At 69.0% G+C, this 15,162-nt stretch carries 8 protein-coding genes and 1 pseudogene; 6 read left to right on the top strand and 3 right to left on the bottom strand.

Annotation, left to right across the window (positions count from 1 at the left end):
* Window positions 1-3: 3 nt before the first annotated feature.
* The 3 genes from ACQ86G_RS03005 to cphA (ACQ86G_RS02995) all read right to left on the bottom strand — a co-directional run bounded on the left by ACQ86G_RS03005 (window position 4) and on the right by cphA (ACQ86G_RS02995) (window position 6,967).
* Window positions 4-2,124, bottom strand: a complete 2,121-nt coding sequence (locus tag ACQ86G_RS03005) for an FUSC family protein (protein ID WP_431259252.1) — start codon at window positions 2,122-2,124, stop codon at window positions 4-6.
* Entirely contained in the window at window positions 2,124-4,709 is a 2,586-nt protein-coding gene (gene cphA, locus ACQ86G_RS03000; protein WP_431259251.1) for a cyanophycin synthetase, read from the bottom strand. Before cphA (ACQ86G_RS03000) ends, ACQ86G_RS03005 begins: the two co-directional genes overlap by 1 nt.
* Window positions 4,710-4,789: 80 nt before the next feature.
* Window positions 4,790-6,967, bottom strand: coding sequence for a cyanophycin synthetase (cphA, locus tag ACQ86G_RS02995; RefSeq protein WP_431259250.1), 2,178 nt, complete (start codon window positions 6,965-6,967; stop codon window positions 4,790-4,792).
* A gap of 193 nt (window positions 6,968-7,160) precedes the next feature.
* Between cphA (ACQ86G_RS02995) and ACQ86G_RS02990 the strand changes: the two genes are divergently transcribed.
* The 6 genes and pseudogenes from ACQ86G_RS02990 (at window position 7,161) to ACQ86G_RS02965 (ending at window position 15,154) form a co-directional block, all read left to right on the top strand.
* Window positions 7,161-9,467 (top strand): ABC transporter ATP-binding protein, encoded by a 2,307-nt coding sequence (locus ACQ86G_RS02990; protein WP_431259249.1) that lies wholly within the window; start codon window positions 7,161-7,163, stop codon window positions 9,465-9,467.
* A gap of 18 nt (window positions 9,468-9,485) precedes the next feature.
* A complete protein-coding gene (locus ACQ86G_RS02985; RefSeq protein ID WP_431259248.1) occupies window positions 9,486-9,953 on the top strand; it encodes a DUF1854 domain-containing protein in 468 nt (155 codons plus the stop codon).
* A 152-nt stretch (window positions 9,954-10,105) separates the two neighbouring features.
* Window positions 10,106-11,283 (top strand): annotated as a pseudogene (locus ACQ86G_RS02980) (isovaleryl-CoA dehydrogenase).
* A 56-nt stretch (window positions 11,284-11,339) separates the two neighbouring features.
* Entirely contained in the window at window positions 11,340-12,014 is a 675-nt protein-coding gene (gene can / locus ACQ86G_RS02975; protein ID WP_088404943.1) for a carbonate dehydratase, read from the top strand.
* 58 nt (window positions 12,015-12,072) lie between these two features.
* Window positions 12,073-13,908, top strand: coding sequence for a bifunctional isocitrate dehydrogenase kinase/phosphatase (gene aceK, locus ACQ86G_RS02970; RefSeq protein WP_431259247.1), 1,836 nt, complete (start codon window positions 12,073-12,075; stop codon window positions 13,906-13,908).
* A 67-nt stretch (window positions 13,909-13,975) separates the two neighbouring features.
* Window positions 13,976-15,154, top strand: a complete 1,179-nt coding sequence (locus tag ACQ86G_RS02965; RefSeq protein ID WP_431259246.1) for an acetyl-CoA C-acyltransferase — start codon at window positions 13,976-13,978, stop codon at window positions 15,152-15,154.
* Window positions 15,155-15,162: the final 8 nt, after the last annotated feature.

Below are 15,162 nucleotides of genomic sequence, written 5' to 3'. Positions count from 1 at the left end.
TCGTCACTGCAGGCGCGACAGCGTCACGTCCGGTTCGGGCGGAGCGGCCATCGCGGCGAAGGCTGCATCGGCCGACTCGCCTGCGCGAGCCGCGTCGTCCAGGCTGACCTGCAGCCGGCGGCGCATCCACGGCCGCAGGTCTTCCAGCGGACCGACGTCGGGCAGCAGGCTCCAGTCCTGCAGCGCCTGCACGGCGTGCGGTACCGGCTCCTGACCGACAAGCGCCCGTTGCAGGCGTTTGGCCGACTCGGGCAGCTCGGCCAGGAAGTCGGCGTCGAGGTCCTTCGCGCGGCGCATCAGGCTCTGGCGCATCATCGAGAGATGCGCCATCAGCCGGTAGCCATGGTCGAGCACCGTGTTGAGTTCCTGCAGCGGCGGGCGCACCCGACGCGGTTCGGCGGCGCTGCGGGTCAGGGCCGCAGACAGCGCGGCCAGCGCGTCGTAGGCCTGGCGCCGCGCCATGCGCTGCGTGAGCGCGCCGGCCGGTGTCATCGCGGCCGTCATCGCCTGCATCGCGTACTGCTGCAGCGCGGCACGCGCCCGCTTGAGCGCGCGCGGCAGGTTGCGACGCTCCCAGGCCGGCAGCACGTAGCTGAAGGCCCAGGCCAGGACCGCACCGAGCACCGTGTCCGCCAGACGCTCCGAGATCGCGATCCCATGCGACGGATCCGCCAGGTGCGACTGCAGCAGCGCCATCACCGTCGCCGCGATCGCGGTGATCAGGTAGCGGCGGGTGACGAACGCATGCGCGATGCCGACGGCGATCTGCAGCACGACGATCCACAGCGTCTGGTTCGGGATCAGCGACAGCGCCAGCATCAGCCCGCAGCCGATCGCCGTGCCGAGCACCCGCATGTTGCGGCGCTCCAGCGTCTGGTCGAGGCTGCCGCGCAGCACCACCGCGACCGACAGCACCAGCCAGTGCGGGTGCGAGGCCCAGGGCAGCGCGAGCGCGATGAAGTAGGCCGCCGACAGCGCCAGCGCGCTGCGCAATGCGTGGCGCAGCACCGGCGAGTCGAGGTGGACTTGCGCCTTCAGCAGACCGATCGGCCAGCCGACCGGCGTCACGAAGTTCCGCAGTTCGCCGGCGTCCAGCGCCAGCGGCGGCAAGGGCAGGGAAGCGTCGAGCGCGCGGCCCATCGCCAGCACCTCGCCGTCGAGATGCGACAGCCGGTCCTGCAGCACCAGCTGCAGCCGCGTGCGCGGATCCTGCGGCGGCAGGTCCGGCCATTGCGTCGGTCGCACGGTGTTCATCGCCGGCGCGCGCTCGTCGAGCAGCGCGTCGCGGTATTCGTCGAGCAGCACGGCCAGTGCCCGCAGTCGGCCGACCAGCGCCGTGCGCATGTGCTGGCCGACGGGGTCCTCGCCGAGCAGCTCCAGATCCAGGCGGCTCGCCAGCATCAGGTCGCGCAGTTCGACGACGTGCAGCAGCACCGCCGCGCTGCGCGGATCGGTCTTGGCGCGCGGGAAGACCTGGTCGCGCGCCGTCTGCAGCAGTTCCGCCAGCTGGGCCTCGTTGCCCAGCCAGTCGCGCATCGCATGCGCCGCGCCGCCGCTGCCGAGCAGCTCGGCCCGCGCGCTCATCAGCTGAGCGAGGCCATGCAGCGCTTCCGCCAGCGCGAGCCGGTGGAAGCGCCGGTGCAGCACCGCGCTGGAGATCACGCTCCACACGAGGTAGAGCGCGATGCCGGCCGCGCCGCTCGCCAGCACGATGTGCAGCGGCTGTGGCGGCCACGCGAGCGCGAACACCATCGCCAGGATGGGCGCGAAGGACACGGGGCCCGCGCGCGGGCCCCAGCTCAGCAGCATCGCGCTGCCGAAGGCGAGCACCGCCACCAGCGCACCCATCGCGGCGTGATACGGATGCAGGACCGCCACGAGTCCCACGGCCAGCAGCGTCATGCCGCCGGCGGTGAGCACGCGGTTGCGGTTGCGCCGCACGCTGCCCGGCAGGTCGGCCAGGCTGGCGCAGATGGCGCAGGCCATCGCCAGCTGCGAGGCGATGTGCGACAGCTCGGCCGGAGCCGCGTGCGACACGATCACCTGCACCAGCATCACCCCGAGGGCGACGCTGAGGCCGTTCCACCAGTGCGCCGGCCAGTGACGCCAGCGACCGGCCGCCATCAGGCTTCCCGGACGCGCTGGTTCAGATGGGCCAGGGCCTCTTCGACCTGGTCGACCAGCACCAGGCAGAGGTCGCCCGGCTGCAGACGCTCCAGCGCGCGGTCGATCGCGACGAACTCGCCGCGGATCTCCTCGATGTGCTTGGTCCGCGTCGCTCCCTTCAGCCCCTGCTGCAGCAGCGCCAGGACTTCACCGTCCTCGCGGCCGCGCTGGCAGGCGTCCTGGAACAGGATGGCCTCGTCGAAGGCCTCGCCCAGGATCTGCGTCTGGATGCGGATGTCCTCGTCGCGGCGGTCGCCGGCGCCGGAGATCACCACCGAGCGCTTGTTGGCCGGCAGCGCCTGCACCGCCTGCACCAGCGCGCGCATCGCGTCGCCGTTGTGGCCGTAGTCGGCGATGACGGTCGCACCGCGATAGTCCATCACGTTGAAGCGGCCCGGCACGCTGTCCGGATCGCTCATGAAGCTCGCCAGCCCGCGCCGGATCGTGTCCCAGTCCAGGCCCACGCCCCAGGCCGCCGCGACCGAGGCCATCGCGTTCTCGTTCTGGAACGGGATCGCGCCGCCGCGGGTGAAGGGGATGTCGCGCAGCGGGATCGATTCGCGCCACACGCCCTGCGCCGCGACCAGCGCGTCGCCGTCAATGTAGACGCAACGCTTGCCCTGCGCGCGGTGCGTCGCCATCAGCGGATGGTGGCGGTCGCTCGCGAAGAAGATCACCTGGCCCGGGCAGACCTCGGCCATCTTCGCCACGACCGGGTCGGCGGCGTTCAGCACCGCGTAACCGTTGGGCGCCACGTTCTGCACGATCACGCGCTTGACCAGCGCCAGTTCCTCGACGGTGTTGAGGAAGTTCATGCCGAGGTGGTCACCCTCGCCGAGGTTGGTCACCACCGCCACCTGGCAGCGGTCGAAGCCCAGGCCCTCGCGCAGCACGCCGCCGCGCGCGGTCTCGAAGACCGCCGCCTCGACGTCCGGATGCATCAGCACGTTGCGGGCGCTCTTCGGGCCGGAGCAGTCGCCGCTGTCGGTCTGGCGGCCGTCGACGTAGACGCCGTCGGTGTTGGTCATGCCCACGCGCAGGCCCTGCGTCGCGAACATGTGCGCCACCAGGCGCGAGGTCGTCGTCTTGCCGTTGGTGCCGGTCACCGCCACGATGGGGATGCGGCCGTCCTCGCTCGCGGCGCCGCGGTTGCCGCCGTAGATGCTGGAGATGATGGCTTCGCCGACGTCGCGGCCCTTGCCGTAGGAGGGGCTCAGGTGCATGCGCAGGCCGGGCGCGGCGTTGACCTCGACGATGCCGCCGCTCTGTTCCTCGAGCGGCTTGAGCACGCTCTCGGCCACGACGTCGACGCCGCAGACGTGCAGGCCGACGACCGTCGCCGCTGCGATCGCGCGGGCGGCGACCTCGGGATGCACGTCGTCCGTCACGTCGGTCGCGGTGCCGCCGGTGGACAGGTTCGCGTTGTTGCGCAGGATCACGCGCTGGCCCTTGTCGGGCACCGACTCGGGCTTCAGGCCTTGCAGGTCCAGGCGCGCGATCGCGATGTCGTCCAGGCGGATCTTGGTCAGCGAGGTCGCGTGGCCGTCACCGCGGCGCGGGTCCTCGTTGACCTTGTCGACCAGCTGGCGCACCGTGTGCACGCCGTCGCCGATGACGTTCGGCGGATCGCGGCGTGCCGCGGCCACCAGCTTGTCGCCGACGACCAGCAGCCGGTAGTCGCTGCCGGGCAGGAACTTCTCGACCATCACCGTGCCGATCTCGTCCGCGGCCTTGTAGGCGATCTCCATGTGCTCGCGCGAGGCGACGTTGACCGTCACGCCCTTGCCCTGGTTGCCGTCCAGCGGCTTGACCACGACCGGCAGGCCGATCTCCAGCGCCAGCTCCCAGGCCTGGTCGACGGTCTCCACCGGCGCGCCGATGGGCACCGGCACGCCGGCCGACTGCAGCAGGCGCTTGGACAGGTCCTTGTCCTGCGCGATCGATTCGGAGACGGCGCTGGTCGCGTCCACTTCGGCGGCCCAGATGCGGCGCTGCTTCACGCCCCAGCCCAGCTGCACCAGCGAGCCCTGCGTCAGGCGGCGGAACGGGATGCCGCGCTTGCAGGCGGCGTCGACGATGGAACCGGTCGAGGGGCCGAGGCGGATGTCCTCGTCCGTCTCGCGCAGCGCCTTGACGGCGGCGTCGGCGTCGAAGGCGGCGCCCGACTGCGCGGCGTTGATCAGCTCGACGGCCTTCTCGAAGGCGGCGCGGCCGACGTCTTCCTCGCTGTACTCGACGACGACCTGGTAGGTGCCGGCTTCCGAGGTGGTGTGCGTATGGCTGTAGGTCACCGGGCAGCCGGCCTGCGCCTGCAGCGCCAGCGCGGCCTGCTCCAGCACGTGGGCCAGCGTGATCGGCGTCTTGGCGCTGCTGGCCGGCCGCAGCGGACCGATGCCGGGGAAGCGTTCGCGCAGGCGGGCCTCGAAGCCGGCCATGTCCGCGATCGTGCGTTCCGTGTCGCTGCAGTGCACGACCGCCTCGATGGCGGTGTGGCGGCTCCACATGTTGGGACCGCGGAGGGCGCGTGTGCGGGAGACTTCCATCTGTCGTCTTTCGGGTTCGACTGTTCTTTGAAGGGGCTTGCCGTGTGCGGTGCGTGCGGCGTCTGGCGCTTCGGTTGAGCTTACTGCGGCAGGTCCGGCACGAAGGTGTCCAGCCCGGCCGAGATCAGCTCGGGCGAGATGCCCATGGCCCAGCCGGTGGCGACGGCGGCCAGCACCGCGTCGGTCGCGATCTCCTGGCCGACCGCGCGGAAGCGGGCCTGCAGCGATTCGACGTTGGCGCCGGAGGTCTCCGACGTGCCCTGCGCCAGCATCGCGGCGCCGCCGCGCAGGAACACGCCGCGGCCTTCCTTGCCGCGGTGTTCCGTCAGCGCGGCATTGCCGGCGTCCAGCGCGTAGAGGATCACTTCGCCGTCGGACAGCTCGGCCATCTCGGCCACCTTGGGCTCGTCGGCGTTCAGCACGGCGACGCCGTCGGACAGCACGACGTCGACCTGCGTGCGCAGCACCTTGAAGAGCTGGTCCTCGGTCTGGATGTCGTGGTTGTCGAGCTCGGGCACGCGGCCGAGGTCCGTGACGACGCCCACCTGGCAGCGGTCGTAGGCCAGGCCGTCACCGAGGATGGTGCCGGCGCCGTTCTCGACCACGATGGCGTCGACGGCGCGGTTCATCAGCAGGCGGTGGCTGGCGGCCCAGGTCGCGCTGGGCTTGCGCTCGACGCGGCGGGTACCCAGGAAGAGGCCCGCGCCGCAGGCCAGGCCGACGTGGCGGCCGTTCAGGTGCAGCAGCCAGCCGACCAGGCGCGCGATCTGCGCGGTGCCGCGCGAACCGGTCACGCCCACGATGGGGATGCGGCCGCTCTCGTCCTCGGCGAACAGGTGGTCGATGATGGCCTGGCCCACCGGCTGGGGCATGCCCTCGGCGGGCTTCAGGTGCATCAGCAGGCCGGGGCCGGCGTTGACCTCGACGATGGCGCCGCCGGTCTCGGCCAGCGGCTTGGAGATGTCGCTGCAGACCAGGTCGACGCCGGCGATGTCCAGGCCGACGGTGCGCACCGCCAGCGAGACCGCGTGCGCCACGTCCGGATGGATCTGCGCGGTGCAGTCGATCGCGACGTTGCCGTTGCGCTGGATCAGCACGCGCTGGCCGGCTTCGGGCACGCCGTCGCCGGTCAGGCCCTGGCGCTGCAGGTCCAGCAGCACGACCGGGTCGCCGGTGATGTCGATGCGGTTGAGCGGGAAGTCCTCGGTCGTGCCGCGGCGCGGGTCGGTGTTGATCTGCAGGTCGATCAGCTGGACGACGGTGTGGGTGCCGTCGCCGGTGACCCAGGCCTCCTCGCCGCGGGCGGCGGCGACCACCTGGCCGCCCACGACCAGCAGCCGGTGCTCCATCCCGGGGATGTAGCGCTCGACCAGCACTTCCGAGCCTTCCTTGTCGGCGACGTGGAAGGCGGCCTCGACGTCGGACTCCAGGCGCAGGTCCAGCGTGACGCCGCGGCCGTGGTTGCCGTCGGACGGCTTCACGACGACCGGCAGGCCCAGGTCCTGGGCGACGTCCCAGGCCTCGGCGGCGGTCTTGACCGCCTGGCCGGCCGGGACCGGCACGCCGACCGACTTCAGCAGTTCCTTGGTCAGGTCCTTGTCGCGCGCGATGCCTTCGGCGATCGCGCTGGTCATGTCGGTCTCGGCCGTCCAGATGCGGCGCTGGCGCGCGCCGTAACCGAGCTGCACCAGGTTGCCGTCGTTCAGGCGGATGTGGGGGATGCGGCGGTCCGTCGCCGCGGCCACGATGGCGGCGGTCGAGGGGCCGAGGTAGCAGTCGTCGAGCTTGTCGCGGATCGCCTCGACGGCGGCGTCGACCTTGAAATCGTCGCCGTTGATCGTCGCCATCAGCAGCGCGTGGCCCTGCTCCAGCGCGCAGCGGGCGACCTGCTCGTCGCGGGCACGGAAGACCATGCGGTAGACGCCGTGGCGGGAGGTGGAGCGCGTCTGGCCGAACCCGGTCGGCATGCCGGCCAGGTTGAGCAGCTCGATGACGATGTGCTCCAGCACATGTCCCATCCAGGTGCCTTCGTTCAGGCGCTGCAGGAAGCCGCCGCGCTCGCCGACGCCGCAGTGGTGCTCTTCCAGCGCCGGCAGGCGCGCGCACAGCCGTCCGGTGAAACCTGGGATCAGGTGGGAGGGGTGTTCTTCCAGGCCACCCAGGTCCAGCCAGGTTTCCAGCACCGGACGGTAGGTCCACATGTTGGGGCCGCGCAGGTAGTTGATGCGCAGGAGCTTGATGTCGTCGTGTCGGCTCATGAGGGGTGGAAACGTGGAAGAGGGTCGCCCGGCGGACCACCGGACAATGATGCGAAGCACAATTGTGCGCTTAAGCGAAAATTGTGCGAAACATGCCACGAACCGGCTGGACCGGGTCTTGCCCCGTTGGGGGGCAACGGCAGAAAAGTCTCGAAGAAACTCAACGTTTCGCAGATCGCCAGAAGAATCAAAAATGCAGCATTCACATCCTGTCGCGTTGGCCGGTGCCGGCGGCGTTCCGGCCGGCCAGGCCTTCGAAACACGCCTGCGGCGTGGCGAGAACGTCCGGGCCGCGCTCGAGGTTGACCTGGACGGCCGTCTGCGCTTCTCGGCGGGCGGTCTGCGACTCACGGATCAACGGCTGCTGTCGCTGGAGGCCTCGGGGGACCCGGGCGGCGCCCCGGTCTTCCGGGAATGGCCGCTGACGCCCGACCTGAAGCTGGTGCTGTCCGACCACGCCGGGCTGGGTGCGCTGGAGCTGGTGGATGCCGACGGCCGGCTGGCGCAGTGGCGCTTCACGATGAAGGCCAACCTGCAGGCCCAGCGCTTCCAGGACGCCTTCAACCGCCGCGACGAGGTCGAGGCCCGCCTGGACGAGGAGCCCGAACTCTGCCCGAGCTGCCAGGCCGTGCTGCCCGAGGACAGCGAGGAGTGCCCCTCCTGCGCCCGCGAACTGCACACGCCGCCGTCGACCTGGGTGCTGCTGCGGTTGTGGCGCTTCGCCGGTCCGTACCGGGGTCAGTTGTTGCTGGGCTTCCTGCTGATGCTGGGCGCGACCGGCGCGACGCTGGTGGCGCCGTATCTGACGATGCCGCTGATGGACGATGTCCTGATCCCGTTCCAGCAGGGCAAGCAGATCGACACCAGCCTGGTGGCGATGTACCTGGGCGGGCTGTTCGGGGCGGCGATCGTGTCCTGGATCCTGGGCTGGGCCAAGACCTACATCCTGGCGCTGGTGTCGGAGCGCATCGCCGCCGACCTGCGCACGGCGACCTTCGACCATCTGCTGGGGCTGTCGCTGGAGTATTTCGGCTCCAAGCGCACCGGCGACCTGATGAGCCGCATCGGCTCGGAGACGGACCGGATCAGCGTGTTCCTGTCGCTGCACGCGCTGGACTTCATCACCGACTGCCTGATGCTGGCGATGATCACGGCGATCCTGTTCCACACCAACCCGTGGCTGGCGCTGGCCACGCTGGTGCCGCTGCCCTTCATCGCGTGGCTGATCCACCTGGTGCGGGACAAGCTGCGCACCGGCTTCGAGAAGATCGACCGGGTCTGGGGCGAGGTGACCTCGGTGCTGGCCGACACCATCCCCGGCATCCGCGTGGTCAAGGCCTTCGCGCAGGAGCGCCGCGAGGCCGAGCGCTTCCGCGCCGCCAACAAGCACAACCTGGTCGTCAACGACCGGCTGAACAAGACCTGGAGCCTGTTCACACCCAGCGTCTCGCTGCTGACCGAGATGGGCCTGCTGGTCGTCTGGGCCTTCGGCATCTGGCTGATCGCGCATTCGCAGATCACGGTCGGGACGCTGACGGCCTTCCTGGCCTACATCGGCCGCTTCTATTCGCGGCTGGACTCGATGAGCCGGATCGTGTCGGTGACGCAGAAGGCGGCCTCGGGCGCGAAGCGGATCTTCGACATCCTCGACCACCAGTCCAACGTGCCGGAACCGGCGCAGCCGGTGGTGCTGGACAAGGTGGCGGGCGAGCTGTCGCTGCAGGACATCGGCTTCCGCTACGGCAACCGGACGGTGATCCGCGACCTCAACCTGGTGATCAAGCCGGGCGAGATGATCGGGCTGGTCGGGCACAGCGGCTCGGGCAAGAGCACGATGGTCAACCTGATCTGCCGCTTCTACGACGTGACCGAGGGCGCGATCAAGCTCGACGGCGTCGACCTGCGGCGCTTCAAGCTGTCGGACTTCCGCCGTCACATCGGGCTGGTGCTGCAGGAGCCCTTCCTGTTCTTCGGCACGATCGCGGAGAACATCGCCTACGGCAAGCCGGACGCGACGCGCGAGGAGATCGTCGCCGCGGCCCGCGCCGCGCATGCGCATGAATTCATCCTGCGGCTGCCGCAGGGGTACGACTCGCTGGTCGGCGAGCGGGGTCAGGGCTTGTCCGGCGGCGAACGCCAGCGGATCTCGATCGCCCGCGCGCTGCTGATCGATCCGCGCATCCTGATCATGGACGAGGCCACCTCGGCCGTGGACACGGAGACGGAGAAGGAAATCCAGAAGGCGCTGGACAACCTGGTGCGGGGCCGCACGACGATCGCCATCGCCCACCGGCTGTCGACGCTGCGCAAGGCCGACCGGCTGGTGGTGATGGACCGCGGCGAGATCGTCGAGGTCGGGCCGCACGACGAGCTGATCGCCAAGCAGGGCGCCTACTGGCGCCTGTGGGAGGCGCAGGCCCGCCGTGTCGACGCGGAGGAGCAGGACAACGTCGTTGTCGTTGCCCCCAATGTCAACGTCCATACGGCCACGCAGGCCTGATCGCGCCGAGGTTTCTTCATGAACAACATCCAGAACCTGGCGCGCAATGCCTTCGGCCGGCTGAGCCTGGTCGACGACGCCGGCCAGACCCACGACAACGTCACCCCGGTGCGGGCGCACCCGCTGAGCGCGCCGGACGAGGGCCTTTCGCTGGTCGGCACCGACGGGCATGAGATCGCCTGGATCGACCGGCTCGCCGACCTGCCGCAGGCGCAGCGGGAGCTGCTCCAGGACGAGCTCTCCCATCGCGAGATGACGCCGACGGTGCTGAAGCTGCTGGACGTCTCCACCTTCTCGACGCCGTCCCAGTGGACCGTCGAGACCGACCGCGGCACCACCGGCTTCATCCTCAAGAGCGAGGAAGAGATCCGCCGCATCGGGGAAGGGCGTCTGCTGATCACCAGCTCCCACGGGCTGCACTTCCTGGTGTCGGACCGCTTCGCGCTGGATCGGCATTCGCGCAAGCTGCTCGAACGCTTCCTGTAATCCCCGGGCCCTCGGGCCCACCCTTACGCATTTCTGCCATGGACCTTCCGAGGTTCAAGCTGCCCTACAATTGACGTTTACGTAAACGTAAGACGAATCATCCAGCGGTCGCCCGGAGAGGCGACCGCGGAGGTGGTCGAGGAGACAAACCCATGAGCCTGCCCGGTCTGAACTTCCATCTCGGCGAGGACATCGACGCGCTGCGCGACGCGGTGCGCGAGTTCGCCCAAGCCGAGATCGCCCCCGCGCCGCGGAGATCGATCGCAGCGACCAGTTCCCGATGGACCTGTGGCGCAAGATGGGCGACGTCGGCGTCCTGGGCATCACCGTGCCCGAGGAATACGGCGGCGCCGCGATGGGCTACCTGGCCCACATGGTGGCCATGGAGGAGATCAGCCGCGCCAGCGCCTCGGTGGGCCTGAGCTACGGCGCCCACTCCAACCTGTGCATCAACCAGATCAAGCGCAACGGCACCGATGCGCAGAAGCAGAAGTACCTGCCCAAGCTGATCTCCGGCGAGCACGTCGGCGCGCTGGCGATGAGCGAACCCGGCGCCGGCTCCGACGTCGTGTCGATGAAGCTGCGCGCCGAGGACAAGGGCGGCTACTACGTCCTCAACGGCAACAAGATGTGGATCACCAACGGTCCCGACGCGGACACGCTGGTCGTCTACGCCAAGACCGAGCCGGAACTCGGCGCCCGCGGCATGACCGCCTTCCTGATCGAGAAGGGCATGAAGGGCTTCTCGATCGCGCAGAAGCTGGACAAGCTCGGCATGCGCGGCAGCCACACCGGCGAGCTGGTGTTCCAGGACGTCGAGGTCCCGGCCGAGAACGTGCTGGGCCAGGTCGGCGGCGGCACCAAGGTGCTGATGTCGGGCCTGGATTACGAGCGCGCCGTGCTGGCCGCCGGTCCGATCGGCATCATGCAGGCGGTGATGGACAACGTCGTCCCCTACATCCACGACCGCAAGCAGTTCGGCCAGTCGATCGGCGAGTTCCAGCTGATCCAGGGCAAGGTCGCCGACATGTACACGGTGCTGCAGGCCGCCCGCGCGTTCTGCTACACGGTGGGCAAGAACCTCGACGCCCTCGACGGCGCCCACGTCCGCCAGGTGCGCAAGGACTGCGCCTCCGTCATCCTCTGGTGCGCCGAGAAGGCCACCTGGATGGCCGGCGAAGGCATCCAGATCTTCGGCGGCAACGGCTACATCAACGAGTACCCGCTGGGCCGCCTCTGGCGTGACGCGAAGCTCTACGAAATCGGCGCGGGCACGTCCGAGATCCGGCGCATGCTGATCGGCCGGGAACTGTTCGCCGAAACGATGTGAGGCCTTCGCGGTTGCGACAGGCGCGTGTCGGTCCGTAACCGCGACAATCCGTCCTCATGAGCACGAACGAACTTCAAGACCTGCTGGACAACAACAAGCGCTGGGCCACGGCAACTGAGGAACAGTCGCCCGGCTTCTTCTCGCGCTTGCTGAAGCAGCAGACGCCGCAATACCTGTGGATCGGCTGCGCCGACAGCCGCGTCCCCGCCAATGAGCTGGTGGACCTGCTGCCGGGCGAGCTCTTCGTCCACCGCAACGTGGCGAACGTCGTGGTCCATTCGGACCTGAACTGCCTGTCGGTCATGCAGTTCGCCGTGGACCAGCTGAAGGTCCAGCACATCATCATCGTCGGCCACAGCAACTGCGGCGGCGTGCGCGCCGCGCTGGAGGACCTGCGCGTCGGCCTGGTGGACAACTGGCTGCGCCACGTCCAGGACGTGCGCAACCACCATCAGGAATGGCTGGACCAGGTCGTCCCCGACCAGCGCGCCAATGCGCTGTGCGAGCTGAACGTGCTGGAGCAGGCCCGCAACGCCTGCCAGACGACCGTGGTCCAGGACGCCTGGGCGCGCGGCCAGGAAGTCGCCGTGCACGGCTGGGTCTACGGCCTGCACAACGGTCTGCTGAAGGACCTGAGCATCACCGTCGGCAAGGCCGAGGACGTCGGCCCCGCCTACCGCAGCGCGCTCGAGGCGCTGCACCGCCGCTACGAGGCGGCGATGGGGCGCTGAGCCCGCACGGCCACCGAGCGGAACCCAGCGATCACGACCGGGACGGAGCAAGCCACCGATGTTCCCTCACGAGCTCAACGATCCGCGGGCCTTCGAGATCGCCCAGGCGATGCTCGAAGGCTTCGACAAGCACTACCGCCTGTTCCGCGCGGCGTCCGCGACCGCGAAGCAGCGCTTCGAGCAGGCCGACTGGCACGGCCAGCAGTTCGCGCAGCGCGAGCGCATCGAGTTCTACGACCTGCGCGTGGACGAGGCCGTCCTCGAGCTGGAAGAGCGCTTCAAGACCAGCGCGCTGCCCAGCGAGGTCTGGCAGCAGGTCAAGCTGCACTACATCGGGCTGCTGACCAAGCATCTGCGGCCGGAGCTTGCCGAGACCTTCTTCAACTCGGTCACGACGCGCATCCTCCACCACAGCTACTTCCACAACGAGTTCATCTTCGTCCGCCCGGCGATCTCCACCGAGTTCATCGAGAACGAGGAACCCGCCGCGCAGCCGACCTACCGCTGCTACTACCCCTCGCAGGACACGCTGCGCGACACCTTCATGCGCATCGTCTGGAACTTCCAGCTGGCGCTGGAGTTCGAGGACCTCGGCCGCGACGTCGATCTCGTGCTGAAAGCCGTCGGCGAGCAGCTCGGCGCCTTCCGCTGGCGGACGAATTTCCAGGTGCAGGTGCTGTCCTCGCTGTTCTTCCGCAACAAGGGCGCGTACATCGTCGGCAAGATCATCAACGGCTTCACCGAGACGCCGTTCGCGCTGCCGATCCTGCACAAGGAAACGGGCGACGGCGGGATCGATCGGACGGCGGAACGCCAGCTCTACATCGACGCCGCGCTCTTCGGCGAGGACGAACTGCAGATGCTGTTCAGCTTCGCGCGGGCCTACTTCCTCGTCGACATGGAAGTCCCGAGCGCCTACGTGCAGTTCCTGCGTTCGCTGATGCCGCGCAAGCCGCGCTCGGAGATCTACGCGACGCTGGGGCTGCAGAAGCAGGGCAAGAACCTCTTCTACCGGGACTTCCTCAACCACCTGCGCCACAGCAGTGACAAGTTCCGCATCGCGCCCGGCATCAAGGGCATGGTGATGCTGGTCTTCGACCTGCCGTCCTATCCGTTCGTGTTCAAGGTCATCAAGGACTTCTACCCGCCGCAGAAGGACACGACGCGCGAGCAGATCCAGTCCAAGTACCTGCTGGTGAAGCAGCACGACCGCGTCGGGCGCATGGCCGACACGCTGGAGTACACGCGGGTCGCCTTCCCGCGCCACCGCTTCGAAGACGAGCTGGTGGCCGAGCTGAAGCATTTCTGCCCCTCGCTGCTGGAGGAGACCGGCGACGACCTGGTCATCAAGCACCTCTACATCGAGCGCCGCATGGTGCCGCTCAACATCTACCTGCAGGAAGCGTCGCCGGCGCAGCTGGCGCATGCGGTGGTGGAGTACGGCAACGCGATCAAGGACCTGGTGGCGGCCAACATCTTCCCCGGCGACATGCTGTGGAAGAACTTCGGCGTGACGCGCCACGGCAAGGTCGTGTTCTACGACTACGACGAGATCGAGTACCTGACCGACTGCAACTTCCGCAAGGTCCCCGAGGCCCGCAACGAGGAAGACGAGATGTCGGGCGAGGTCTGGTACACGGTGAACAAGCACGACGTGTTCCCCGAGACCTTCGGGCCCTTCCTGCTCGGACATCCGGGCGTGCGCGACGTCTTCATGGCGCATCACGCCGACCTGCTGGATCCCGCGTTCTGGCAGACCCACAAGGAACGCATCCTGGCGGGGCACGTCGAGGACGTGTTCCCGTACGACCCGCACAAGCGCTTCCACGTCCGCGACGTCGCGCCGGCACTCCGCGTGCCGGAGCCGCAGGACCGCGAGCTCCCCATCCACTGATCACCGACCGCATTCACCGCATCCATTGCGTTCGACGCATTCCCTGATTTCTTAGAAGGAGACCTTCATGTCCGATTCCATCGTCATCGTTTCCGCCGCCCGCACGCCGATCGGCGGCCTGCTGGGCGACTTCGCCGGCCTGGCCGCGTGGGAGCTGGGCGCCGTCGCCATCAAGGCGGCCGTCGAGCGCGCCGGCATCCCGACCGACTCGATCGAGGAAGCCTTCCTCGGCAACTGCCTGATGGCCGGCCAGGGCCAGGCCCCGGCGCGGCAGGCCGTGCTGAAGGCCGGCCTGCCGCAATCGGTGGGCGCGGTGACGCTGTCCAAGATGTGCGGCGCCGGCATGCGCGCGACGATGTTCGCGCATGACACGCTGAAGGCTGAAAGCGCCGACATCCTGATCGCTGGCGGCATGGAGTCCATGACCAACGCGCCGCACCTGATGTTCGCGCGCAAGGGCGTGAAGTACGGCGCCGCGCAGATGTACGACCACATGGCGCTGGACGGCCTGGAAGACGCGTACGAGCGCGGCAAGGCCATGGGCGTCTTCGCCGAGCAGTGCGTCGACAAGTACGCCTTCACGCGCGAGGCGCAGGACCAGTTCGCGATCTCGTCGACGGAGCGCGCCAAGCGCGCCAACGAGGACGGCAGCTTCGACTGGGAGATCGCGCCGGTGACGATCGCCGGCCGGGGCGGCGACACGGTGATCTCGCGCGACGAGCAGCCCTTCAAGGCCAAGCTCGACAAGATCCCGACGCTGAAGCCGGCGTTCAAGAAGGACGGCTCGATCACGGCCGCGACCTCGTCGTCCATCTCCGACGGCGCCGCCGCGATGGTGCTGATGCGCGAGTCCACCGCCAACAAGCTGGGCGTGAAGCCGGTCGCGCGCATCGTCGGTACCGCCGTGCACGCCAACGCGCCGGAGTGGTTCACGACCGCCCCGGTCGGGGCGATCCAGAAGCTGCTGGCCAAGAACAACTGGGACGCGAAGAGCGTCGACCTGTGGGAAGTCAACGAGGCCTTCGCCGCGGTGACCATGGCCGCGATGGCCGAGTTCAAGCTGCCGCACGAGATCGTCAACGTCAACGGCGGCGCCGTGGCGCTGGGTCACCCGATCGGCGCGTCGGGCGCCCGCATCCTCGTGACGCTGCTGGGCGCGCTGAAGCATCGCCACCTGAAGCGCGGCGTCGCGGCGCTGTGCATCGGCGGCGGCGAAGCCACTGCCGTCGGCGTCGAGCTGATCTGAGGACGGAC

The sequence above is a fragment of the Roseateles chitinivorans genome, assembly GCF_050632145.1.
Classification (GTDB): Bacteria; Pseudomonadota; Gammaproteobacteria; order Burkholderiales; family Burkholderiaceae_C; genus Roseateles; species Roseateles chitinivorans_B.
Note: the sequence above shows the minus strand (reverse complement) of the source record. Positions and strands in the feature narration are given on the sequence as shown.